At 73.3% G+C, this 21,984-nt stretch carries 22 protein-coding genes; 6 read left to right on the top strand and 16 right to left on the bottom strand.

What is annotated here, in order from left to right:
- Positions 1-143: 143 nt before the first annotated feature.
- Together AC02VZ_RS25320 and AC02VZ_RS25315 are read right to left on the bottom strand one after the other, a co-directional pair.
- Entirely contained in the window at positions 144-533 is a 390-nt protein-coding gene (locus AC02VZ_RS25320; RefSeq protein ID WP_476476484.1) for a MarR family winged helix-turn-helix transcriptional regulator, read from the bottom strand.
- A gap of 211 nt (positions 534-744) precedes the next feature.
- Positions 745-1,500, bottom strand: coding sequence for a TetR/AcrR family transcriptional regulator (locus AC02VZ_RS25315; RefSeq protein WP_476476483.1), 756 nt, complete (start codon positions 1,498-1,500; stop codon positions 745-747).
- A gap of 909 nt (positions 1,501-2,409) precedes the next feature.
- On the opposite strand from AC02VZ_RS25315, the gene AC02VZ_RS25310 reads away from it, so the two are divergent.
- On the top strand, positions 2,410-2,868 hold the full coding sequence (locus tag AC02VZ_RS25310; RefSeq protein WP_432058767.1) for a nitroreductase family deazaflavin-dependent oxidoreductase: 459 nt from the start codon (positions 2,410-2,412) through the stop codon (positions 2,866-2,868).
- A gap of 168 nt (positions 2,869-3,036) precedes the next feature.
- On the opposite strand, the gene AC02VZ_RS25305 is transcribed toward AC02VZ_RS25310, so the two are convergent.
- The 3 genes from AC02VZ_RS25305 to AC02VZ_RS25295 all read right to left on the bottom strand — a co-directional run bounded on the left by AC02VZ_RS25305 (position 3,037) and on the right by AC02VZ_RS25295 (position 5,509).
- A complete protein-coding gene (locus AC02VZ_RS25305; protein ID WP_476476482.1) occupies positions 3,037-3,180 on the bottom strand; it encodes a hypothetical protein in 144 nt (47 codons plus the stop codon).
- 94 nt (positions 3,181-3,274) lie between these two features.
- Positions 3,275-3,682, bottom strand: a complete 408-nt coding sequence (locus AC02VZ_RS25300; RefSeq protein WP_432058768.1) for a VOC family protein — start codon at positions 3,680-3,682, stop codon at positions 3,275-3,277.
- Positions 3,683-4,252: 570 nt separating this feature from the next.
- Entirely contained in the window at positions 4,253-5,509 is a 1,257-nt protein-coding gene (locus AC02VZ_RS25295; protein ID WP_432058769.1) for a geranylgeranyl reductase family protein, read from the bottom strand.
- A 213-nt stretch (positions 5,510-5,722) separates the two neighbouring features.
- Between AC02VZ_RS25295 and AC02VZ_RS25290 the strand changes: the two genes are divergently transcribed.
- A complete protein-coding gene (locus tag AC02VZ_RS25290; protein WP_476476481.1) occupies positions 5,723-7,084 on the top strand; it encodes a M20/M25/M40 family metallo-hydrolase in 1,362 nt (453 codons plus the stop codon).
- A gap of 718 nt (positions 7,085-7,802) precedes the next feature.
- Here the strand turns inward: AC02VZ_RS25290 and AC02VZ_RS25285 are convergent.
- From AC02VZ_RS25285 to AC02VZ_RS25275, 3 genes are all read right to left on the bottom strand, one after another.
- Positions 7,803-8,846 (bottom strand): NUDIX hydrolase, encoded by a 1,044-nt coding sequence (locus AC02VZ_RS25285; protein ID WP_432058771.1) that lies wholly within the window; start codon positions 8,844-8,846, stop codon positions 7,803-7,805.
- 141 nt (positions 8,847-8,987) lie between these two features.
- A complete protein-coding gene (locus tag AC02VZ_RS25280; RefSeq protein WP_432058834.1) occupies positions 8,988-9,182 on the bottom strand; it encodes a hypothetical protein in 195 nt (64 codons plus the stop codon).
- A gap of 298 nt (positions 9,183-9,480) precedes the next feature.
- Entirely contained in the window at positions 9,481-10,452 is a 972-nt protein-coding gene (locus AC02VZ_RS25275; protein ID WP_476476480.1) for an ROK family protein, read from the bottom strand.
- 221 nt (positions 10,453-10,673) lie between these two features.
- Here AC02VZ_RS25275 and AC02VZ_RS25270 point away from each other — a divergent pair, with 221 nt between their 5' ends.
- Both AC02VZ_RS25270 and AC02VZ_RS25265 read left to right on the top strand, forming a co-directional pair.
- Positions 10,674-11,768, top strand: a complete 1,095-nt coding sequence (locus tag AC02VZ_RS25270) for a LacI family DNA-binding transcriptional regulator (RefSeq protein WP_432058836.1) — start codon at positions 10,674-10,676, stop codon at positions 11,766-11,768.
- Positions 11,769-11,783: 15 nt separating this feature from the next.
- Positions 11,784-12,578, top strand: coding sequence for a hypothetical protein (locus AC02VZ_RS25265; protein ID WP_476476479.1), 795 nt, complete (start codon positions 11,784-11,786; stop codon positions 12,576-12,578).
- On the opposite strand, the gene AC02VZ_RS25260 is transcribed toward AC02VZ_RS25265, so the two are convergent.
- The 4 genes from AC02VZ_RS25260 to AC02VZ_RS25245 form a co-directional block, all read right to left on the bottom strand.
- Positions 12,524-14,209, bottom strand: coding sequence for a serine/threonine-protein kinase (locus AC02VZ_RS25260; RefSeq protein ID WP_476476478.1), 1,686 nt, complete (start codon positions 14,207-14,209; stop codon positions 12,524-12,526). The genes AC02VZ_RS25265 and AC02VZ_RS25260 overlap by 55 nt on opposite strands.
- A gap of 49 nt (positions 14,210-14,258) precedes the next feature.
- Complete coding sequence (locus AC02VZ_RS25255) at positions 14,259-14,507, bottom strand: helix-turn-helix domain-containing protein (RefSeq protein ID WP_432058839.1); 249 nt, start codon at positions 14,505-14,507, stop codon at positions 14,259-14,261.
- The gene (locus AC02VZ_RS25250) at positions 14,507-15,004 is read right to left on the bottom strand and encodes a DUF2975 domain-containing protein (protein ID WP_432058840.1); all 498 of its coding nucleotides are present in this window, start codon (positions 15,002-15,004) and stop codon (positions 14,507-14,509) included. The genes AC02VZ_RS25255 and AC02VZ_RS25250 overlap by 1 nt, the downstream gene beginning before the upstream one ends.
- A 107-nt stretch (positions 15,005-15,111) precedes the next feature.
- Entirely contained in the window at positions 15,112-16,443 is a 1,332-nt protein-coding gene (locus AC02VZ_RS25245) for a DUF6986 family protein (protein WP_432058841.1), read from the bottom strand.
- Positions 16,444-16,712: 269 nt separating this feature from the next.
- On the opposite strand from AC02VZ_RS25245, the gene AC02VZ_RS25240 reads away from it, so the two are divergent.
- Positions 16,713-17,651, top strand: coding sequence for an endonuclease/exonuclease/phosphatase family protein (locus tag AC02VZ_RS25240; protein ID WP_432058842.1), 939 nt, complete (start codon positions 16,713-16,715; stop codon positions 17,649-17,651).
- A gap of 26 nt (positions 17,652-17,677) precedes the next feature.
- Here AC02VZ_RS25240 and AC02VZ_RS25235 read toward each other — a convergent pair whose 3' ends face one another.
- The 4 genes from AC02VZ_RS25235 to AC02VZ_RS25220 form a co-directional block, all read right to left on the bottom strand.
- Positions 17,678-18,640, bottom strand: a complete 963-nt coding sequence (locus AC02VZ_RS25235; protein WP_432058843.1) for an electron transfer flavoprotein subunit alpha/FixB family protein — start codon at positions 18,638-18,640, stop codon at positions 17,678-17,680.
- A 63-nt stretch (positions 18,641-18,703) separates the two neighbouring features.
- Positions 18,704-19,492 (bottom strand): electron transfer flavoprotein subunit beta/FixA family protein, encoded by a 789-nt coding sequence (locus tag AC02VZ_RS25230; protein WP_432058844.1) that lies wholly within the window; start codon positions 19,490-19,492, stop codon positions 18,704-18,706.
- Positions 19,493-19,708: 216 nt separating this feature from the next.
- Complete coding sequence (locus tag AC02VZ_RS25225) at positions 19,709-20,221, bottom strand: flavin reductase family protein (protein ID WP_432058845.1); 513 nt, start codon at positions 20,219-20,221, stop codon at positions 19,709-19,711.
- 201 nt (positions 20,222-20,422) lie between these two features.
- On the bottom strand, positions 20,423-20,800 hold the full coding sequence (locus AC02VZ_RS25220; protein WP_432058846.1) for a TlpA family protein disulfide reductase: 378 nt from the start codon (positions 20,798-20,800) through the stop codon (positions 20,423-20,425).
- A 316-nt stretch (positions 20,801-21,116) separates the two neighbouring features.
- Between AC02VZ_RS25220 and AC02VZ_RS25215 the strand changes: the two genes are divergently transcribed.
- The gene (locus AC02VZ_RS25215; RefSeq protein ID WP_432058847.1) at positions 21,117-21,845 is read left to right on the top strand and encodes a lysophospholipid acyltransferase family protein; all 729 of its coding nucleotides are present in this window, start codon (positions 21,117-21,119) and stop codon (positions 21,843-21,845) included.
- The last annotated feature ends 139 nt before the right edge of the window (positions 21,846-21,984 follow it).

Here is a 21,984-nt window from a genome sequence, read left to right as displayed (position 1 = left end):
GTGGTGCGGGCAGGCGGTGCGGGGTCGGTGGGCTGAGCGCGGGTTAGCTGAAACGCCGACGGGCGGGGTACCGGTGGGCAAGCCCACCGGCGGGCGGGCACCCAGGGAGGGTTGCAGGCAGGGCGGTTGCCGTCAGGGCCGGGTCAGGTCGCCAGCATCCGGGCGAGGACGGCGCGCTGCACGGGGAGCACCTCGTCGTGCAGCGCGCGGCCCTTCGCCGTCAACGAGACCCGCACCCCGCGGCGGTCCTCCGGGCACGCGTCCCGGTCGACGAGTCCCTCCCGCTCCAGCCGTGCGATGAGACGGGACAGCGCGCTCTGGGTGAGGTGGACGCGCTCGGATATCTGCTGGATCCGGTAGGCCCGGCCGTTCCTGACGGAACCTTCCGCCAGTATGTCCAGCACCTCGAAGTCACTGGCACACAACCGGTGTTCATGCAGCACGCGGTCGAGTTCACAGTGGGTGCGCGCGTGCAACGCCAGCATGTCCCGCCACTTTTGAACGAGCGCCTGTTCGGCCTGCTTCGCCGCCATGGCCCGCACCGTAGCAGAGGGGTACGGGCCTGCCGGGCGGACACTTGTCCGTATCCAGCCGGTCGCTGTGCCGCCGGACGCGGGACGGGCCCGTCGCCACCCGGCGCCGCGTGAGGTCCACGTCCTGCTTCACGTGCCGGCCGGCGGCCAGCGGCCACTGTGGCCCGCACGTTCACCGCCGGGCAGAACACCCGGCCGAAGCCCTCCGGCGTCAGCCCGTCGCCGACCCTCCTGGGCGGACTCCGGCGCCGCCCCTGCTCGCACCCTGCTGCTTGTACACCAGGCCGACGCTGTGGGCGAGTTGCCCGGCGGCGTGCCGGAAGAAGCGCTCGCGGTCCTCGACGATCCGATTGAACTGGCCGAACAGCTCGAACCCGACCAGTCCGAACAGTTGCGCCCAGGCCGCCACCATCGCGACGGCCACCTCGGGCGGCAGGTCGGGCGCGAGGTCGGCGGCCAACCGCTCCGCCTCGGGCCGCAATTCGGCCGGCAGGGAGGGCTTGGCCAGTCCGAGGCCCCGATGGGCTTCGCGGATGATGCCGATGAGTACCAGCCCGACCCGGGACGCCGCCGCCACGGTGGTCCGGGGTGCCGTGTATCCGGGCACCGGCGTGCCGTAGATCAGCGCGTACTCGTGCGGATGCGCGAGCGCCCAACGGCGCACGCCCTCGCACACCGCGGTCCAGCGCTGCACCGGCCCGGCATGCTCGGCCTCGGTGTGCGCCACTTCCGCCGCCTCGCCGATGGAATCGTAGGCATCGATGATGAGAGCGGTCAGCAGGTCGTCACGGCTGGGAAAGTAGCGGTACAGCGCGGACGAGGCCATGCCGAGTTCGCGGGCCACCGCACGCAGGGACAGCTTGGCGGCGCCCTCGGCGGCCAACTGCGCTCGGGCCTTCTCCTTGATGGCCGCGGTGATCTCGATCCTGGCCCGGGCGCGGGCGCTCTGGGGCGTCGACGTACTCATGCCGGACAGTGTGGCACCGCTTGGAGAGCACTGTGCACAACTGAGAGCACCGCACTCGAACAAGAGCGACGCACACGACCGTGAGCGGAGCAAGCACTGCATCCCACTCGCTGAGGGCCCTGCGACCCACCAGACCGCACAAGGGCACAACACACAGCAACGGCACCGTTCCGAGAGCCGTGCTCACAGACAAGATTACCGCTCAGGTGAACGCCACTCAGCCGCACACCACCCTCCCCCGCAGAGCAAGAGCCTCGCACACAGGAAAGAGCACCGCCCACAGAAGAGTGAGCAGCGCTCACAGAGAGAGCAGCGCTCACATCACACCCTGCACGTCCGGAGCGGAGAGCACTGCGCACGCCACCAGCCCCGCACCCACGCACAAGGAGCCGCTCACCACCGGGGGACTCCCCACAAGGAGAGCACTGCTCACCGCCGCCGAGGGGACGGACGGACGCGCGGCCCCCAGAACGCCACACGAGCCGACCGAGATCGGTGCACACAATAGAGAGCAGTGCTCTTGCTTTCGGAGAGCACACTCATGCAGACTGTGACACCAGGAAGCGAGAGCACTGCTCTCACTAGCGAGCGGCGCTCTCCCCGCCGCGCGACAGACGGCGCCCGCAGAACGGAAGAGGGACGGGAGACCTCCTGAACAACTCCTCCTCAAGGTGCCCCGCACCTGCGCACCTGCGCAGCACCGGACCACCACCAACAAGGTAACCGCCTCGAAGCAGCACCAGCACCCCCGCCGGCGACGGGACGCGCTCCGGCCACCGGCCGCATCCGGCCCGTGTCACCCATCCAGCCCGCCGGCCGACATCCACCCCGGCCGGGCCGGGCAACACCCCCGCACCGCACAGCACCCCGTCCCACCCAGACACCTCACCCCCGCCCACGGAGGCTTCCATGTCCACTCCCACACCCCACGTCCAGAAGCCCGGTCGGTTCACGGTGGGTGTCCTCAACCGTGGCGTCGCCTGGTTGATCCGCCGCGGGTTCGGCGTCTGGGGTTCCAGGATCCTGGCCGTGCGCGGTCGCAAGTCCGGCGAGTGGCGGACGACGCCCGTCAATCTGCTGACGGTGGACGGCGTCCACTACCTCGTCGCCCCACGGGGTCACGTCCAATGGACCCACAACATGCGCGCGGCCGGCGGCGGCGAGCTGCGCCTGGGCAAGCGGGTCGACCCCTTCACCGCCGTCGAGGTGTCCGACGACGACAAACCACCGCTGTTGCGTGCCTACCTCAAGCGCTGGAAGGCGGAGGTCGGTGTCTTCTTCAAGGGAGTGGGCCCGGACTCCTCCGACGCCGAGCTGCGCCGCGTCGCGCCCGACCACCCGGTCTTCCGCATCACCCTCACCGGCTGACACCGAGCCGCCCAAGCCTCCCGACCCGCCCGAGCCGCCCGCCCCACCCCGCTTCGCCCTCTCGCTCCATCCTCCCTCGCCGCGTGGCACCGTGGCCGTGGCTCTGGGCACCGGCCGGCAGAACCAACGCCGCAGGTCGACCGACGCGCAGGGGCAAGCACATGGCCGTCAGAAGACGGCGCCGGGCCGCTTCCAGACGTTCGGCGTAGTCGGTGGCGAGAAGTCCAGGGGCGCTTTGTCCAGTGCTCCCGCGATCTTGCGGATCCGGGTCCAGGCGGCCGGTGGGTCGACCATGCGGCTGAGATCTGTCACCTGTACTCGTTCCGTCCCGGCCGAGAGGACCGGGCCTCGTCGGGGGTGAGCTTGATCGAGATGTCGCGGTTCCCTATGAACGGGACCCGAATTACTAGTGCTTGGGCCAGACCGGGCCCTGATCGGTCCAGACGACGCCCTTGTTGCGACACAGGCAGAATGGGTGGCCGATCGGGTCGGTGTAGACCTGCCAGCCGTAGCCGTCGGGGCCGACGAAGTCCTGCCTCAGCGTCGCGCCGAGGCCGAGGACGCGGCGCTGCTCGGGCTCGATCTCGTCCACTTCGAAGTCGAGGTGGAACTGCTTGGGGTGCTCGCTGTCGGGCCACTGCGGAGCGCGGAAGTCGTCCACCCGGATGAAGGCCAGCTCGATCTCGCCGAACTCGATGCCGGCCCAGTCCTCGGAGCTGCCTTCTTTGATCGGACGGCCCGTCACCTCGGAGTAGAAAGCCGCCAGCTTCATCGTGTCCGGGCAGTCGATGATGAAATCGGTGAGGCGCAGCATCCTGAGATGCTCTCACGAGCTCACTCTCGGCTTCGAGAAAGCCCGCGTGCCATCTCATGCGGCGGGGTGGGCTGTCGGCCGTGGCAGGGGTCGTTGAGCGGCTGCTGCCGGACGAGTTGTGGGAACGGTTGTGGGCGGTGCGTGCCGGAGGCTCCTTCGCGGCCGCAGGGCGGCGGTCGGCGCCGGAACGGTGACCGTGGGGTGCCGACCGCGATCGTGTTCGTGGCCACCTCCGGCTGAACAGGGCAGCAGCCGGTCGCCTCGTCGTTCGGACCGTCGGACGCCACGGCACACCGCCGGGTCACCGTGTGGACCAGGGCCCGGGTGTGGCCAAGCCGCACCGCCTGTTCTCGACGACCTCGGCTCCTGCGGCGAGTAGGACTGGGCGAGGTGCCCGACCGATCGGTGAACATCCGGCACACCCCCGATCCGCTTCCGCCGCGATCCGCTTCCGCCGCGATCCGCTTCCGTCGCGGCCCGCGTCGGCGAAGGGCCGGCAAGCTCCACGCCGACAAGGGCCACGGCTACCGCCACCTGCGGCAATCGGCAAAGGCTCTCCTACCCGAGACCTCAGCCCCCCGACCCGCCGCCGCTCCCCCGCTCCGTGTCGGCGTCCGCCGGGCGGCGGTCGAAGGCCAGCAGGGCGCGGTGGGCCAGGGGGTGGGTGCGGACCAGTTCGCCGAGGGTCGTCGAGCCCTGGGTGATGTCCTTGAACGCCTTCCAGGCCGGGCGGAAACCGGTGAGGACCGCGTGGAAGACGCCCGGGCGGCGTTCGAAGGCGGCCAGCATGCGCTTGCCCACGCTCATCTCCACGCCCAGTCCCGCCTTGACGGCGAAGGCGTAGTTCAGGGCCTGGCGCCGGGTGTCCACGGCGTCGTGGGCCTCCGCGATCCGGACCGCCCACTCCCCCGCGAGCCGGCCCGAGCGGAGCGCGAACGAGATGCCCTCGCGGGTCCACGGCTCCAGCATCCCGGCCGCGTCCCCGCACACCAGCACGCGCCCCCGGGACAACGGCGAGTCGTCGGCACGGCAGCGGGTCAGGTGCCCCGAGGAGATGCTCGGTTCGAAGCCGGCCAGGCCCAGACGGCCGATGAAGTCCTCCAGGTACCGCTTCGTCGCGGCACCCTCCCCGCGTCGGGAGATCACGCCGACGGTGAGGGTGTCCCCCTTGGGAAAGACCCAGCCGTAACTGCCGGGCATGGGGCCCCAGTCGATGAGCACCCGGCCCTTCCAGTCCTCGGCGACGGTGTCCGGGACGGGGATCTCGGCCTCCAGGCCCAGGTCGACCTGGTCCAGCTTGACCCCGACGTGGGCTCCTATCCGGCTGGCGCTGCCGTCCGCGCCGACGACGGCCCGGGCGAGCACGGTGTCGCCGCCCTGGAGGACCACGGCGACCGTGCGCCGGTCGGGCACGGCCGAGCCGTGCTGCTCGACCCGCTGCACGGTGGCGCCGGTGCGCAGTTCGGCACCCGCCTTCTGTGCGTGTTCCACCAGCTGCTGGTCGAACTCGGGCCGGTTGATCAGGCCGAACAGCATCTGCCGGGAGCGCCGCGTCCGGCTGAAGCGGCCGTTGTGGGAGAAGGTGACCGCGTGGACCCGGTCCTTCAGGGGGAGGTCGAAGCCGGGCGGGAGCGCGTCACGGGTGGGGCCGATGATGCCGCCGCCGCAGGTCTTGTAGCGGGGCAGCTCCGCCTTCTCCAGCAACAGCACGCTCCGTCCCGCGACCGCCGCCGCATAGGCGGCCGAAGCCCCCGCGGGTCCCGCGCCCACCACGACGACGTCCCACACCTGCCGCACGTCGTCCGCTGAAGAGTTCTCGCTGCTCACGATGGTCTACTGCTCCCGATCCAGCCGCCTGCCGCTCTTGACCCCCGCATCCTACGGCGACGATCACCAGGGGCCGCTGTGGGAGGATCGGCGGCATGGGTGGCCCGTACACCGGACGCCTCCCGCACCGCACGATCAGCTCGTACGGGGAGCCCTCCCCCGCCACGGGGGAGTTCACACCCCTACAACGTCGCACCCACAAGGAGCGTGCCCATGTCGTCGCATTCGGTCGCCGCGACCGTCGCCTCTCTGATGCCGAGGGCGAAGGAGGAGCTCACCGAACTGGTGGCCTTCAAGTCGGTGGCGGACTTCGGCCAGTTCCCGCGCAGCGAGAGCGAGGGAGCCGCCCGCTGGATCGTCGACGCGCTGACCGCCGAGGGCTTCCAGGACGTCGCGGTGCTCGACACCCCGGACGGCACACAGTCCGTGTACGGCTTCCTGCCCGGCCCCGAGGGTGCCAGGACCGTGCTGCTGTACGCCCACTACGACGTGCAGCCGCCGCTGGACGACGCCGGCTGGGCCACCCCGCCGTTCGAACTGACCGAGCGGGACGGCCGCTGGTACGGGCGCGGGACCGCCGACTGCAAGGGCGGCCTCATCATGCACCTGCTGGCCCTGCGCGCCCTGAAGGCGAACGGCGGCGTCCCGGTGCACGTCAAGGTGATCGTCGAGGGCTCGGAGGAGCAGGGCACCGGCGGCCTGGAGCGGTACGCCGAGGCACACCCCGAACTGCTGCGGGCGGACGCGATCGTCATCGGCGACTCGGGCAACTTCCGTCCGGGTCTGCCCACCGTCACCTCCATGCTGCGGGGGATGACGCTGGTGCGGCTGCAGATCGACACCCTGGAGGGCAATCTGCACTCGGGGCAGTTCGGCGGGGCCGCGCCGGACGCGCTGGCGGCCCTGGTGAGGGTGCTCGACTCGCTGCGCGCGGAGGACGGCAGCACGACCGTCGACGGGCTGGCCGGTGACACTGTGTGGGACGGACTGCAGTACGACGACGAGCAGTTCCGGCAGGACGCCCACGTGCTGGACGGCGTGCGGCTGATCGGTTCGGGCACGGTCGCCGACCGCATCTGGGCGCGCCCGGCGGTCACGGTCCTCGGCATCGACTGCCCGCCGGTGGTCGGCGCCACCCCGTCCGTGCAGGCGAGCGCACGCGCGCTGATCAGCCTGCGGGTGCCGCCGGGCACGGACGCGGCCGAGGCGACCGAGCTGCTGCGGGCGCACCTGGAGGCGCACACGCCGTGGGGTGCCCGGGTGAGCACCGAGCCGGTCGGGCAGGGCCAGCCGTTCCGGGCCGACACCGACAGCCCGGCGTACCGGGCCATGGCCGACGCGATGGCGGCCGCCTACCCGGGGCAGGAGATGAGCCAGGCCGGTCAGGGCGGGTCGATCCCGCTGTGCAACACCCTGGCCGCCCTGTACCCGCAGGCGGAGATCCTGCTGATCGGACTGAGCGAGCCGGAGGCGCGGATCCACGCGGTGAACGAGAGCGTCTCCCCCGAGGAGCTGGAACGGCTGTCGGTCACGGAGGCCCTCTTCCTGCGCAACTACGCCTCCGGCGCGAGCTGACACCGTCCGACCGGGCCCCGGCCGTCCCCGGCCCGGACCCTTGGCAGCCTCCCGCCAGGCTCATGGCCGTCCCCGGCCCGGACCCATGGCCGCTCCCGGCCCGGACGCATGGCCGCTCCCGGCCCGGACCCATGGCCGCTCCCGGCCCGGACCCATGGCCGCTCCCGGCCCGGACGCATGGCCGCTCCCGGCCCAGGCTCAGGGCCGTCCTCGACGGGCAAAGCAAGTCCCCGCCGGGGGCGGCCTCACGTCCCGCGTGCGGGCCGGGGGCCGAGCCCCCTCCTCCGGGCGGCCGACAAGTCGCGAGTCACCAGGTCACCGGGTCCCGAGTGACCGACCCCCTCGCCCTCCGGCCAGGGACGACCCCGCCACCGCGCGGCTCCCGGACCGGCAGACGCTCCCGGCCTCCGCATGCCGACCGGCGAGGGCCCGTACTTCCCGACCCCACCGCCTCCACCGGCCCCGCCGGCCCCACCGCCTACACCAGCTCCGCCGGCCCCACCGGTCCCACCGGCCGAAACGCCCCGCGACCCACGCCTCCCCGCCGCCGCACGCGGATCCGTCCGGGCCCGCGCTCACACCGCTCGGTCCGGGCCCGAACGTTTCCACCCCCGCACGCCGATCAACACCGTCGACGGCGTCCGGTCGGCCGGCCGGGATGCCCACCGGTCGACGGCCACCGAGGTGAGCGGCCCACCGGGAAAGCGGCCCCGAGAGGTCACCGGCCCACCGGTGTCCCCGCCTCCAGGTACATGGCCCGGCCGCGTTCGCGTGCCCGCAGGGCCCGGCGGAGGCGTTCGTAGCGCACCGGGGGGAGCAGTTCGGCCGCTTCCGCCTCGGACGCGAAGCGCCAGTCGCGCAGTTCGGGGCCGGGCAGCAGCAGCCGGCCGGCTTCGGCGGCCGGGAGGCGGCCGCCGTCGAAGAGGAGCCGCAGGCCGCCGTAGCCGGGCGGTGCGGGTGGTTCCCAGTCGACGACGAGCAGGGCCGGTGCCTCGGCCAGGCTGATCCCGGTCTCCTCGGCGACCTCGCGCATGCCCGCGCGCGCCGGCGCCTCGCCGGGTTCGACGACCCCGCCGGGGAACTCCCAGCCGGGCTTGTAGGTGGGGTCGACGAGCAGGACGCGGTCGTGCTCGTCGAAGAGCAGGACGCCGGCGGCGACCGTCTCGGCGGTGGGTTCCGGGGTCTGCACGATGTCGCAGGCGGGCACCGAACCGGCGGCGACGGCCTCGGCGATGCGTACGGCGGTGTCGTACGGGCTCAGCGCGCTGTTGTCGACCGGGTAGGCGTCGGCGGTGAGCCAGGAGCCGAGGGCGCCGCGGTACGGCTCGATGTGGTCGTAGGACCACTGGCGGACCCGCAGTTCGCCGTCCGGGAGACCCGCGGGGACCTCCCGGCCCGCTATGCGTTCGCGCAGGATCGTTTCCGCCGGGGCGAGGAGCACGTGCCGGACCGCGATGCGGCGGGCCGCGAGTCCGCCGAAGATCTCGTCGCGGTAGTCCTGGCGCAGCAGGGTCATGGGGATCACGAGGGTTCCGCCGAGTTCGGCGAGCATGGCCGCCGCCGTGTCGATCACCAGGCGCCGCCAGATCGGGAGGTCCTGGTAGTCGCCCACCTCCGCGAGGTGTTTGGGCGGGAGCAGGTGACCGAGCGCCCCGCCGATGACCTCGGGGTCGAGAAGCGTGCTGTTCGGGATCAGTTCGATCAGTTCCCGTGCGGTGGTGGTCTTCCCCGCACCGAACGCACCGTTGACCCAGACGATCACGGTTTCCCCCTCTTCGGTTGGCCCCCTGTGGCTTGCCCGCTCCACCCTGCCACGGAAACCAGTTCGGGCTCAGAACGGCGAAACGACGGCGCCGGTGCCCTCGTGCGAGGGCACCGGCGCCGCGCCGTCCGGCCGGGGCCGTCAGTCGTCGCCCTGCGCCAGGTCACCCGCGGGGGCCAGGCTGTCCGAGGCGACGGCCACCTGGTCGAGGGAGCCGAGGGTGTCGTCGACGCTGACACCGGCGAGGTCCTCGCCGAGGGCGTGGGACGGCGAGACGGCCGCGACGACGAAACCGGTGGCCAGGGAGGCGATGGCGAGCATGCTGCGCTTCTTCATGCCCCGCTCAACTGCCGACACCGCACCGGGGTCACGCCCCGGACGCGAATCGGTCGGGATCGAACGCGTGCGCGCCCCGCGAGCGCCCCCGGCGCACGCGTACGCGTACGCGCCACAGGACACCCACGCCCCCGACCCGACCCGGCCCGACAGGCCCCGGCCCGACCCGGCAGGCCCCGGCCCTCGACTCGGCAGCTCGCGCTCGGGTCCGCCCGGCGGTCGCCCCGCCGCGCCTCCACCCACCACCGGCGCGGCCCCTACGGGCACCCGGGGGCCCGTACGGCACCGGGCTCGCCCCTCACACGCCCGCGACTCCCGCAACCCCCGCGACCCCCGCGTCCTCCCGCCGGGCCAGGGCCGCCGCCGCGGCGCCCACCAGGCCGGCGTCGGTGCCCATGCGGGCCGGGGAGACGGCGAGCCGCTGGACGAAGGAGAGGGTCGCGTACTCGGTCAGTGCCCGGCGCAGCGGGGCGAGCAGGACCTCGCCGGACCTGGCCACTCCCCCGCCGATCACCGCGATGTCGATCTCCACGAGCGTGGCGGTGGCGGCGATGCCGGCGGCCAGGGCCCGGGCGGCCCGGTCGAAGGACGCCAGGGCCACCGGGTCGCCGGCCCGGGCGGCGGCGGCCACCGCGGCGGCGGAGGTGTCGCCGTCGGGGCCGGGCCGCCAGCCGTTCTCCAGGGCCCGGCGGGCGATGTTGGGGCCGCTGGCCAGGCGCTCCACGCATCCGCGGGCGCCGCAGGGGCACGGGTCGCCGTCGAGGTCGACGCTGATGTGGCCGATGTGACCGGCGTTGCCGGTGGGGCCGGGATGGAGCCGCCCGCCGAGGACGAGCCCGCCGCCGACCCCGGTCGAGACGACCATGCACAGGGCGTTGTCGTGGCCGCGGGCGGCACCCTGCCAGTGTTCGGCCGCCGCGATGGCCACACCGTCGCCGATGAGTTCCACCGGCAGGTCCCCGGTCACCGCACGGACGCGGGCCACCAGCGGGAAGTCCCGCCAGCCGGGCACGTTCACCGGGCTCACGGTGCCGGCGGAGGCGTCCACCGGCCCCGCGCTGCCGATGCCGACGGCGGTGACACCCGGCCACAGCGGGGACGCGGTGAGCTCGGCGAGCACCTCCTCGACCGCGCGCATGACGGTGCCACCGTCCTGCCGCGCGGGAGTGGGCCGCTGAGCGCGGACCAGCAGGCTTCCCCGGCCGTCCACCAGCGCCCCGGCGATCTTGGTGCCGCCGATGTCGAGCGCAGCCACGAGGTCGGTGTGCATCAGTGTCGGAACTCCCCGTCAGCCGTGAGACAAATCATGAGACGCACCTCATGTGCGCACATACCGAGCAGGTCCCGTGCGCGGCCGAAGAGTACACACAGGACGCGTCACAACCCGGTCTCGCGGTGGGGTACGGGCCGGAGTGCACGGTGGACAGTGTCTCCCGACCGTGACAACGTTGTCCAGGTTCTATGCTCGACGCCACATCCTCATACAACCCCATGGACGTACGCACCCCCGTGGACGACAGGACAGGACACCGCATCGTGCCGGACACGCACCGCCGCACCCACCGCCTCCCCGGGGCCCGCTACGGAAACCGTCCGACGATGAAGGACGTGGCCGCGCGTGCCGGGGTCGGACTGAAGACGGTCTCGCGGGTGGTCAACGGCGAGCCGGGCGTCACCGCGGAGACCGAGCGCCGGGTGCAGGAGGCCATCGAGGCACTGGGGTTCCGCCGCAACGACAGTGCGCGGGTGCTGCGCAAGGGCCGCACCGCCAGCATCGGGCTGGTGCTGGAGGACCTCGCCGACCCGTTCTACGGACCGCTGAGCCGGGCCGTGGAGGAGGTGGCCCGCGCCCACGGCGCCCTGCTGATCAACGGGTCCAGCGCGGAGGACTCCGAGCGCGAGCAGGAACTGGTGCTGGCCCTGTGCGCGCGCCGGGTGGACGGCCTGGTGGTCATCCCGGCCGGTGACGACCACCGGTACCTGGAGCCGGAGATCAGGGCGGGGGTGGCCACGGTGTTCGTGGACCGCCCGGCCGGCCGGATCGACGCGGACGTGGTCGTGTCGGACAACTTCGGCGGTGCCCGCGGCGGCGTCGCCCACCTCATCGCGCACGGGCACCGCAGGATCGGGTTCATCGGCGACATGCCCCGCATCCACACGGCGGCCGAGCGGCTGCGCGGCTACCGGGCCGCGATGGAGGACGCGGGCATACCGGTGGCGCCGTCGTGGATGTCGCTGGGCGTCACCGACCCGGAGCGGGTGCGCCGGGCGGCCGAGGAGATGCTGAGCGGGCCCGACCCGGTCACCGCCGTCTTCGCGGGCAACAACCGGGTGGCGGTCACCGTGATCCGGGTGCTGGCCGAGCAGACGCGCCGGGTGGCGCTGGTCGGGTTCGACGACATCGAACTCGGCGATCTGCTCCAGCCGGGCGTCACCGTCGTGGCGCAGGACGCGGCGGCCCTCGGCCGGACCGCCGCCGAGCGGCTGTTCCGCCGGCTGGACGGCGCGCTGCCCTTCCCCGAACGCATCGTGCTGCCGACCCGGCTGATCACCCGCGGCTCGGGCGAGCTGGCGCCGGCGGACTGAGCGACGGCGCCCGCGATGGAGGACCGCACCCTGGAGGCGTTGGGGCTCGCCGGAGTCCCGCGCGAGGATCCGCTGCTGTATCCGGGTGCCTGGCCGGCCGGCTCGGGGCTGCTCGACGGGGACCGGCTGCTGCCGCTGGACACCCTGGCTCCCCCGGGCCGGGAGCCCGTCCTCGCCGTCGGTTCCAACGCCTGCCCGGGCCAACTGCGCCACAAGATGGCCGAGTCGGGGATCGTGGCACCGGTCCCGATGGTGCGGGCGCGGGTGACGGGCGTCGACGTGGGTGTGTCGGCGCACATCAGCCGCGCGGGGTACGTGTCCGCGGCGCCGGTCGCCTCCCCGGGGACGGTACGGGAGTTGTTCGTCCTGTGGCTGGACCCGGACCAGCTCGCCGCCGTCGACGCCAGTGAGGGCGCCCACCGGACGGACGGCAACTTCGCCCGCGCCCGGCTGCCCGCCCCCGCCGTGCGCGTCGACCTCGCCGACGGAACCTCGCTGCCGGGGGTGTACGCCTACGTCAACCGTCACGGCGTCCTGCACGACGGCACCGGCGTGCCGCGCGTCCACCCCGGGCAGCGGGAGCTGCTCACCGAACTGCTCGTCGGCTCCCCGGCGTTGCGGGCGCTGTTCGGCGCCACCGCGGAGGAGTTCTGCGCCCGGGCCCGTGCCGACCGGCGGCTGCGGGACCGCGGGACGCGGTGGTTCGCCGAGGAGAAGCGGGTGACGGACTGCGGCCTGGAGCGGTACCTGGCCGGTCAGCAGACGGGGAGTCCGGGGACCGGTCCGTCGTTGGCGCCGCCCCGCACGTAGACGACGCTGACCCAGACGTCCTTGTTGCCGCTGTCGTCGTCGGTCCGGGCCCACCAGACGTTGGTCCACCTGCGGTGGGTCTCGCGGCGGCCGAGGTTCTGCTGGCAGTAGAAGTAGTTGGTGCCCTCCTTGAGGATGCCCTTGCGGATGCCGGTGGCGGTGTAGGAGGCGGTGGTGCGTCCGACGTGGCAGTTGTAGCGGCCACCGCCGATGGCGTGGCAGGCCGGCGCTTCCGCGCCCGGCACCTCGCCGGAGGACGGTCCGGTCGCGGTCGGCGCCGGGGTCGCGGGGGCGGTGGGGGTGGCGCTGTCCCGGTCCGGGCGCTCGCTGCTCCTCCCGCCGTCGTCGCCGTTGTCGCCCTCGTCGCCGTCGCCGTTGTCCCCGGCCGCCTCGGGGGTCCGCAGGGGCTCGGGTCCGGTGCGGCCGGGCCCGGGGTCGGTGACATCGGTGCGCGTGTCCGCCCGGCCGCCGCCCGGGAGGCCGACCAGGGCGACGGTGACGCCGGCGGTGGCCAGGACGACGACCGCCGCCACGGCGGCGAGCAGCAGGCGGCCCTGCCGGGGCCGCCGTCCGGGCGGCGCCGGGACGGCGGCCTCCGGGTTCCCGTCCCGGGCCTGCGGCGGACCGGACGGGGGCCGTGCGGGCGGGGGCGGAGAGGGCGGCGGGGGCGTGCGGGCCGCGCGGGCGGCCGGCACGTCGAGTGCCGTCTCGGTGCGCTCGGCCGGGGCGGAGGGCCGGGCCGGGGCCTGTGCAGGTACCGCGACGGCCGTTCCCGCTGCGCCCGCGACCGACCGCAGCAGGTCGCACGCCTCCTCGGCCCGGGGGCGGGCGTCGGGGGCCTTCTCCATCAGCCGGTGGAGGACGGGAGCGAGCGGGCCGGCGCGGCCGGGCTCGGGCAGCGGGTCCTCGACGATGGCGGTGAGCGTGGAGAAGGCGGAGGTGCGGCGGAAGGGCGCGGTGCCCTCGACGGCCGCGTACAGGGTGGCGCCGAGGGCCCAGACGTCCGAGGCGGGGCCGGGCTCGGCGCCGCGGGCCCGTTCGGGGGCCAGGTAGTCGAGGGAGCCGACGAGTTCGCCGCTGCGGGTGAGGTGGGTGGCCGAGCCGTCGTCCGGGTCCTCCATGGTGGCGATGCCGAAGTCGGTGAGCACGATGCGGCCGGAGCGGTCGAGGAGGACGTTGCCGGGCTTGACGTCCCGGTGCACCACCCCCGCGCGGTGGGCGGCGGCCAGCGCGTCCATGACCTCCGCACCGATCCGGGCCGCCTCCGGCGGCTGCAGGGTGCCGCGCTCGCGGAGCACGTCGTCGAGGGAGGGTCCGTCGACCAGCTCCATGACGATCAGCGGGCGGCCGTCCACGTCCGCCACGTCGTGCACGGCGATGACGGCCCGGTGGCGCACCCGGGCGGCCGCCCGGGCCTCGCGGCGCATCCGCAGCCCCAGCTCGGTCAGTTCGGGGCCGGCGGCGTCGGTGTAGGTGCGCAGTTCCTTGACGGCCACCTCACGGCCGAGGACCTCGTCGCGCGCCTGCCAGACGACTCCCATGCCGCCGCGCCCCAGCTGCCGTACGACCCGATAGCGTCCCGCCAGCAGCCGCCCGGTCCCGTCCGGCCGCCCCTCGTCCCCCGCCGACACCGCTGCCCCATTCCTGTGCAGACCCGCCACCCCGTGTGTGGCGTACAGCCTAGAGGGCTTCCGAGACGGCCACGGACTCGGGCACCGGGTCCGGGTCGGGCTCCCAGCGCAGCAGGTCGCCCGGCTGGCACTCCAGGACCTCGCAGAGCGCGGCGAGGGTGGTGAAGCGCACGGCCTTGGCGCGGTCGTTCTTCAGGACGGCCAGGTTGGCGGGGGTGATGCCGACGCGCTCGGCGAGTTCGCCCACGGACATCTTGCGCCGGGCCAGCATGACGTCGATGTCGACGACGATCGGCATCAGATCACCTCGGCGAGTTCGTCCCGCATCCGGGTCGCCTCGACGTCCCGGGCCACGGCCTGGGCGAGCAGCATCCGCAGGACCAGGACGACGAGCGCGACGCCCAGCACCGCCAGGCCGGCCCCGCCGATCAGCAGCACGACTCCGGGCGCGACGGCCTCGCCGGGCGCGAGGAGCGTGCCGAGGGCGAACACCAGCAGGGCGGCGGCCACGAACGCGCCGATCACGACGTGCACGTAGCGGAACGCGGCGTGGGTGAACACGGTGCCGCGCCGCACCATGGTGACCAGCCGCCATACGCACACCAGCACCACCTGGGCCGAGAGCACCCCCAGCACCACGATGAGCAGCAGCGGTACGCGCAGGTGCGCGTACTGCGCGTTCAGGCCCTCCAGATCGTTCGCCAGCAGCGGCACCAGCAGGCCCTGCACCCCCACCGATCCCAGCAGCAACGCCGTCAGTACGGCACGGAGCGCGAACACCGTCACCTGTCCCATCACGTCCCCTTCCCATCGAACGACGATGGGAATCTATCGATTTTCGATAGGTGAGGCAAGCGCGCGGCCCGCGAAGACAGGGACGGACACGCGGGGCGGCCCCGGGGTCAGCGGCCGGAGGCGGTCAGGTCACCGCGGCGGGGAGCGGCGAAGTGCTCCAGGTCGGCGCGGGTCAGACCGGCAGGCCCCGCCGCCTCGGCCGGGTCCAGGGCACCGCAGTCGAGGCCGCGCAGCAGGTACCCGGCGAGGGCCTTGGCAGTGGCCGGTTCGTCCATCACGTCGCCGCCGGCCCGGTCGGCGTAGCGGGCGAGCCGGGCGGCGGCCCGGGCGCAGCCCTCGCGGTAGAAGGCGAAGACCGCGGCGTACCGGGTCGGAAGGTGGCCGGGGTGCATGTCCCAGCCCTGGTAGTAGGCGCGGGCCAGGGCACGCCGGGTGAGGCCGTAGTGCAGGCGCCAGGCGGCGTGCACCTGTGCGCGGGGGCCCACCGGCAGGACGTTGGTGGAGCCGTCCGAGACGCGGACGCCGGTGCCCGCCGCCGCGACCTGCATGACGGCCTTGGCGTGGTCGGCGGCCGGGTGGTCACTGGCCTGGTGGGCGGCGGAGACGCCGAGGCAGGCGCTGTAGTCGAAGGTGCCGTAGTGCAGGCCGGTGGCGCGGCCCCCGGCGGCGTCGATCATGCGGGCGACGGTGGCGGTGCCGTCGGCGGCGAGGATGGACTGGCTGGTCTCGATCTGGATCTCGAAGCCGATCCGGCCGGACGGCAGGCCGTGCGTCTTCTCGAACGCCTCCAGGAGGCGCACCATGGCCGTGACCTGCTCCGGGTAGGTCACCTTGGGCAGGGTGAGCAGCAGGCCGTCGGGCAGGCCGCCGGCGGTCATCAGGCCGGTGAGGAAGATGTCGAGCGTACGGATGCCGCGCTCGCGCACCGCGGCCTCCAGACACTTCATGCGGATGCCCGCGTAGGGGGCCGCGCCACCGGTCCCGGACCGCTGCCGGCCGGCCCCGTGGGCGTGGTGCGCGGCGACGAGGCGGGCGGCGCGGGCGGCGTGTTCGTCCTCCTCGGCGTCGCTGCGGCCCCCGTAGCCGTCCTCGAAGTCGACGCGCAGGTCCTCGACCGGCTCGCGCTCCAGCTTGGCCCGGACCCGGTCGTGGACGTCCTCGGCCAGGGCCGGTTCCAGTTCGAGGGCGGCGGCGAAGGAGGCGGCGTCCGGGGCGTGCTCGTCGAGCAGGGCGAGGGCGCGGTCGCCCCACACGCGGGGGGTGTCGGCGGCGAAGTCCTCGCCGGGGACGTAGACCGTGTGGACGGGCCGGCGGGTGCCCGGGTCGCCGGGGTAGCGGCGTTCCAGTTCGGCGTCGACCGGCGCGAGGAAGGCCGCGACCTCCTCACCGACGGCCGCCGCGAGACTCGTCGCCACGCGCTCCTGCTGACCCTGGCCCATCCGGCACCCCTTCACAGCGACCCGCACCTTGATATTCCGCGATACGGAATCAACAATCCGTAGAACGAAGTTATCCGGCGGTCGTTCGCGGGGTCAACACCCTCCGCGAGGGTGTTCCGCTCCTCGGCCTCGGCATGGTCACGACTTTCTGGCACCGTCGTCCCCGGGGCGGTCCACCTCCTCGTCCGGCACCGCTCCCGCGCACGAGCCACCCGGAAGCCTTCCGCACGCCGCCCGCACCGAGCCGCCACCGCGCCGAAGGAGCACCTGTGCCGCACAGCGTCCGCGTCCCGCGCCGCCTCGGGCTGAAGGGCGCACTCGCCGCCTCCGTCGCCCTGCCCCTCTCCAGTACAGCACTGTCCCCGGCGCCGGTCGCGGCCGAGCCGGGCGCGCGCCGTCCGCTGGAGGTGATGTCCTTCAACCTGCGGTTCGCGAGCCCCGCGGAGCCCCACAGCTGGTCCCGGCGCAGACCCGTGATGCGCCGGCTCCTGCGCGCCGAGCGCCCGCACGTCGTCGGCACCCAGGAGGGTCTGTACGGACAGCTGCGCGACATCGCGGCGGACCTGGGTCCCGCCTACGACTGGATCGGCACGGGCCGGGCGGGCGGCAGCCGCGACGAGTTCATGGCCGTCCTCTACGACACCCGCCGGCTCGCCCCGCTGGAGTACGACCACTTCTGGCTGTCCGACACCCCGGACGTGATCGCCTCCAACACCTGGGGGAACGCCCACCTCCGCATGGTCACCTGGGTCCGCTTCCAGGACCTGGGGGACGGCGGCCGGCAGCTGTGCGTGCTCAACACCCACCTGGACAACGCACGCCGGTCCGCCCGCGAGCGGTCCGCCGCCCTGATCGCCGCCCGCGTCACCGCCCTGGCCCGCTCGCAGCCGGTGATCGTGACGGGGGACTTCAACGCCGCCGCACACCGCGGCACCGTCCACGGCACACTGCTGCGGCCGGGACTGGTCGACACCTGGGACGCGGCGGAGCGGCGCGGGCCGTCGTACGCGACCTTCCACGGCTATCGGCCGCTGGTGCCGGAGGGCGACCGGATCGACTGGATCCTGACCACGCCCGGCGTGCGGGTGCACCACGCGCGGCTCAACACCTTCGCTCCGGGCGGGCAGTTCCCCAGCGACCACCTCCCGGTCCAGGCGACCCTGACCCTGCCACGCGCCGAGGCCCCCACGACCGGCGGGGGGTCGTGAGGGCCTCGTGGCGGGGGTGAGGGTGATCAGCCCTTGCGGGTCTTGATCTCCTCGGTGAGCTGCGGGACGACGTCGAAGAGGTCGCCGACGACGCCGTAGTCGACCAGCTCGAAGATCGGGGCCTCGGCGTCCTTGTTGACGGCCACGATGGTCTTCGAGGTCTGCATGCCCGCCCGGTGCTGGATCGCACCCGAGATACCCGCGGCCACGTACAGCTGCGGCGAGACGCTCTTGCCGGTCTGGCCGACCTGGTTGGTGTGCGGGTACCAGCCCGCGTCCACCGCCGCACGCGAGGCACCCACCGCAGCGCCCAGCTGGTCCGCCAGCGCCTCGATCACCGCGAAGTTCTCCGCGCCGTTGACACCCCGGCCACCGGAGACCACGATCGCCGCCTCGGTCAGCTCCGGACGGCCCGTCGACTCACGCGGCGTCCGCCCGGTGACCTTCGTCCCCGTCGCCTGCGCCGAGAACGACACCTCCAGCGCCTCCACCGCACCCGCGGCCGGAGCAGCCTCCACGGCCGCGCTGTTCGGCTTCACCGTGATCACCGGAGTGCCCTTGGACACACGCGACTTGGTCGTGTAAGAGGCGGCGAACACCGACTGCGTCGCCACCGGACCCTCCGCACCCGCCTCCAGGTCCACGGCGTCGGTGATGATGCCCGAGCCCAGACGCAGCGCCAGACGCGCGGCGATCTCCTTGCCGTCGGTCGAGGACGACACCAGCACCGCGACCGGCGACACCGCCGCGTGCGCGGCCTGGAGGGCGTCCACCTTCGGCACCACCAGGTAGTCGGCGTACTCGGCCGCCTCGTGGGTCAGCACCTTGACCGCACCGTGCTCGGCCAGCGTGGCGGCGGTGCCGGCGGCACCGCTGCCCAGCGCGAGGGCGACCGGCTCACCGATCCGGCGGGCCAGCGTCAACAGCTCCAGAGTCGGCTTGCGGACGGCACCGTCCACGTGATCGACGTAGACGAGAACTTCAGCCATGGGACTTCTTCTCTCCTGCTTGCGAAGTGTGAAGGGGGCGGGAAACGAGCCGAGCCGTGCGGCTCAGACGAACTTCTGGCTCGCGAGGAACTCGGCGAGCTGCTTGCCGCCCTCGCCCTCGTCCTTGACGATCGTGCCCGCGGTACGGGCCGGACGCTCGGAGGCCGACTCCACCACCGTGTAGGCGTTCTCCAGACCGACCTCGTCCGCGTCGATGTCCAGGTCGGACAGGTCCCAGGACTGAACCGGCTTCTTCTTGGCCGCCATGATCCCCTTGAACGACGGGTAGCGGGCCTCGCCGGACTGGTCGGTCACCGACACCACCGCCGGCAGCGACGCCTCCAGCTGCTCCGAGGCCGCGTCACCGTCACGACGGCCCCTGACCGTCCCGCCCTCGACCGACACCTCCGACAGCAGCGTCACCTGCGGCACACCCAGACGCTCCGCCAGCAGCGCCGGCACCACACCCATCACACCGTCGGTGGAGGCCATACCGGAGATCACCAGGTCGTAACCCGCCTTCTCCACGGCCTTGGCCAGCACCAGCGAGGTACCGATGGCGTCGGTGCCGTGCAGATCGTCGTCCTCGACGTGGATCGCCTTGTCCGCGCCCATCGACAGCGCCTTGCGCAGCGCGTCCTTGGCGTCCTCCGGACCCACCGTCAGCACGGTGACTTCCACGTCGTCGTCGGAGTTCTCCGAGATCTGCAGCGCCTGCTCGACCGCGTACTCGTCCAGCTCGGAGAGCAGACCGTCGACATCGTCGCGGTCGACGGTCAGGTCATCGGCGAAGTGCCGGTCGCCAGTGGCGTCGGGCACGTACTTCACAGTGACAACGATCCTCAAGCTCACGCCGGCTCTCCTACTGCATCGACATTTCTGGCTGCCTGCCTGCAGGCAGCATAGGCGCCTGAAGCGGCCGATCCCGGTCGGGGCGACCCACGCTCCGAACGGAATATTACTCGTCAGTACACCCAGTTCGTTCCCGCTAAGCAAGCGCTTTGAACTGTGACCTTCGCAACGCAGCGTAACCGGAACCGGACCGCCGCGCAGCGCGGGAGGCCGGGTTCAGTCGCGCAGCCCCGTGAAGCGGCCCTGGTGGTACAGCAGCGGCCGGCCGGAGCCCGCCGGATCGCCCAGCAGCACCTCCGCGAGCACGATGCGGTGGTCCCCCGCCGGGACCCGGGCCACCACGCGGCACACCGTCCAGGCGAGCACGCCGTCCAGCAGCGGTATGCCCTCCGGCCCGTCCCGCCAGGCGGTGGCCGGGCCGAAGCGGTCGGCGCCGCTGCGCGCGAAGGTGGCGGCCAGCTCCCGCTGGTGCTCACCGAGGAGGTGGACCCCGACGTGGTCACCGGCCGCGATCGCGGGCCAGGTCGAACCACCGGTGCCGACCCCGAACGAGAGCATCGGCGGGTCGGCGGAGACCGACGCCAGCGAGGTGGCGGTGAAGCCGACCGGCCCCCGGCTGCCCCGCGCGGTGATCACCGCGACGCCCGCGGCGTGCTTGCGGAAGACCGAGCGCAGCAGCTCGGGCGAGCCGGGCAGTGCGGTGGTGCGGAGGTCGGAGGGGGCCGTCATGAACCGTCCTTCTGCGGGTGGGGACCGGGAGCTTGCGAGGGAGCGCGGCGGTTCACCGGGCCGGCCCGCGCGGCGGCGCGACACGTCCGGGGGCCGCCGGACCGCCGGGTACCCACCTGGGCCGAAGGAGTTCCGACATGGTGTCAGGCTGACGATAGGTGGTACACACAGTCAAGTCGGTCCGGAGTTCTGGGAGATGCGTCACGACGCGCCGTCCCGGCCGCCGACCGCCTCTCCCAGGGCGGCGATCACGTCGGCCGTCCGCGGCTGTCCGGCGGCCCGGCGCACCTCGCGGCCCTCCGCGTCGAGGACCAGCACGGTCGGGGTGCGGACGATCTCCAACCGGCGGACGAGGTCCAGGTGCGCCTCGGCGTCGATCTCGACGTGGGTCACCCCCGGGACCATCCCGGCCACCTCGGCGAGGATCCGCCGGGTCGCGCGGCAGGGCGCGCAGAACGCGCTGGAGAACTGCACCAGGGTGGCCCGCCCGCCGAGGCGCGCGCCGAGCTCGGTCCCCCAGGGCGGTCCCGTTCCGGTGCTTCCGGGCGGCCCGTCGACGCCCCGCTCCCGCTCAGGCACCTGATCGTTCCCTCCTCCGCCGCCGGCGCGGCCCCTCGGACGTCGTCACTGTCTGCAGCGTCCGCGCGGGCACGATGATTCCCGCGGGCGCGCCCCGCGGAGGGCGGCGGGGATGCCCGCGAGGTAACGGCGGCGCAAAACCAGGAGGTGGATCAGGGCGTCGACGTGACGAGAATCTCGCGACAAGCAGGCACGAGGGCTGGTTCGAGGGCGCTTCTTGGGGCACCATCAGCCACAAGCCGTAAACCTACGGCTGCGTAACTTCGACTGGGAGTTCCTCCTTCCCAGGCCGAGAAGGAAGGCTTCCACCCCGCTCATGGCAGAACTCGTCTACCGTCCCGTGATCGGTTTCGCCCAGACACTGTTCAAGGTGTGGGACCTGAAGATCGACTGCCGCGGTTCGGAGAACATCCCGCGCTCGGGCGGAGCGGTGCTGGTGAGCAACCACATCAGCTACCTGGACTTCGTCTTCAACGGCCTGGCCGCGCTGCCGCAGAAGCGGCTGGTGCGCTTCATGGCGAAGGAGTCCGTCTTCCGCCACCGCATCTCCGGTCCCCTGATGCGCGGTATGAAGCACATCCCGGTGGACCGCGCGCAGGGCGACGCCGCCTACGCGCACGCGCTCGACTCGCTGCGCTCGGGCGAGGTCGTCGGTGTCTTCCCCGAGGCGACCATCTCCCCGTCCTTCACGCTCAAGAGCTTCAAGTCGGGTGCCGCGCGCCTCGCCCAGGAGGCGGGGGTGCCGCTGGTCCCGATGGCGGTGTGGGGCACGCAGCGCCTGTGGACCAAGGGCCACCCGCGCAACTTCAAGCGCAGCCACATCCCGATCACCATCCGCGTGGGTGAGGCCCTGGAGGCGTCCAGGGACAAGTACGCGGGCGCCATCACCCGCCAGCTGCGCGAGCGGGTCCAGGAGCTCCTGGAGGCCGCGCAGCGGGCCTACCCGGTGCGTCCGAAGGGCCCCGAGGACACCTGGTGGATGCCCGCCCACCTGGGCGGCACCGCGCCGACCCCGGAACAGGTCCGCGCGGCCGAGGCCCGCTGACGCCCGGTCGCGCCCCGGCCCTTCCCGGGCCGCGGTGCGGCCCGCCGGCGCTCCGGCCCCCGACACGGCGGGCGGGGGGGGGCGCCGTGGTGCCCCGGCCGCCGGGCACGCGCTCCCCCGGTGCCGCTGCGCGGTCGCG

This window comes from Streptomyces sp. 3-6, from assembly GCF_056323165.1.
Note: the sequence above shows the minus strand (reverse complement) of the source record. Positions and strands in the feature narration are given on the sequence as shown.

What these genes read in the sequence shown, in the direction of transcription:
- AC02VZ_RS25320 (WP_476476484.1), bottom strand. Translation starts at nt 533, where the DNA reads ATGGCGGCGAAGCAGGCCGAACAGGCGCTCGTTCAAAAGTGGCGGGAC.
- AC02VZ_RS25315 (WP_476476483.1), bottom strand. Translation starts at nt 1,500, where the DNA reads ATGAGTACGTCGACGCCCCAGAGCGCCCGCGCCCGGGCCAGGATCGAG.
- AC02VZ_RS25310 (WP_432058767.1), top strand. Translation starts at nt 2,410, where the DNA reads ATGTCCACTCCCACACCCCACGTCCAGAAGCCCGGTCGGTTCACGGTG.
- AC02VZ_RS25300 (WP_432058768.1), bottom strand. Translation starts at nt 3,682, where the DNA reads ATGCTGCGCCTCACCGATTTCATCATCGACTGCCCGGACACGATGAAG.
- AC02VZ_RS25290 (WP_476476481.1), top strand. Translation starts at nt 5,723, where the DNA reads ATGTCGTCGCATTCGGTCGCCGCGACCGTCGCCTCTCTGATGCCGAGG.
- AC02VZ_RS25280 (WP_432058834.1), bottom strand. Translation starts at nt 9,182, where the DNA reads ATGAAGAAGCGCAGCATGCTCGCCATCGCCTCCCTGGCCACCGGTTTC.
- AC02VZ_RS25275 (WP_476476480.1), bottom strand. Translation starts at nt 10,452, where the DNA reads ATGCACACCGACCTCGTGGCTGCGCTCGACATCGGCGGCACCAAGATC.
- AC02VZ_RS25270 (WP_432058836.1), top strand. Translation starts at nt 10,674, where the DNA reads ATGGACGTACGCACCCCCGTGGACGACAGGACAGGACACCGCATCGTG.
- AC02VZ_RS25265 (WP_476476479.1), top strand. Translation starts at nt 11,784, where the DNA reads ATGGAGGACCGCACCCTGGAGGCGTTGGGGCTCGCCGGAGTCCCGCGC.
- AC02VZ_RS25255 (WP_432058839.1), bottom strand. Translation starts at nt 14,507, where the DNA reads ATGCCGATCGTCGTCGACATCGACGTCATGCTGGCCCGGCGCAAGATG.
- AC02VZ_RS25250 (WP_432058840.1), bottom strand. Translation starts at nt 15,004, where the DNA reads ATGGGACAGGTGACGGTGTTCGCGCTCCGTGCCGTACTGACGGCGTTG.
- AC02VZ_RS25245 (WP_432058841.1), bottom strand. Translation starts at nt 16,443, where the DNA reads ATGGGCCAGGGTCAGCAGGAGCGCGTGGCGACGAGTCTCGCGGCGGCC.
- AC02VZ_RS25235 (WP_432058843.1), bottom strand. Translation starts at nt 18,640, where the DNA reads ATGGCTGAAGTTCTCGTCTACGTCGATCACGTGGACGGTGCCGTCCGC.
- AC02VZ_RS25225 (WP_432058845.1), bottom strand. Translation starts at nt 20,221, where the DNA reads ATGACGGCCCCCTCCGACCTCCGCACCACCGCACTGCCCGGCTCGCCC.
- AC02VZ_RS25215 (WP_432058847.1), top strand. Translation starts at nt 21,117, where the DNA reads ATGGCAGAACTCGTCTACCGTCCCGTGATCGGTTTCGCCCAGACACTG.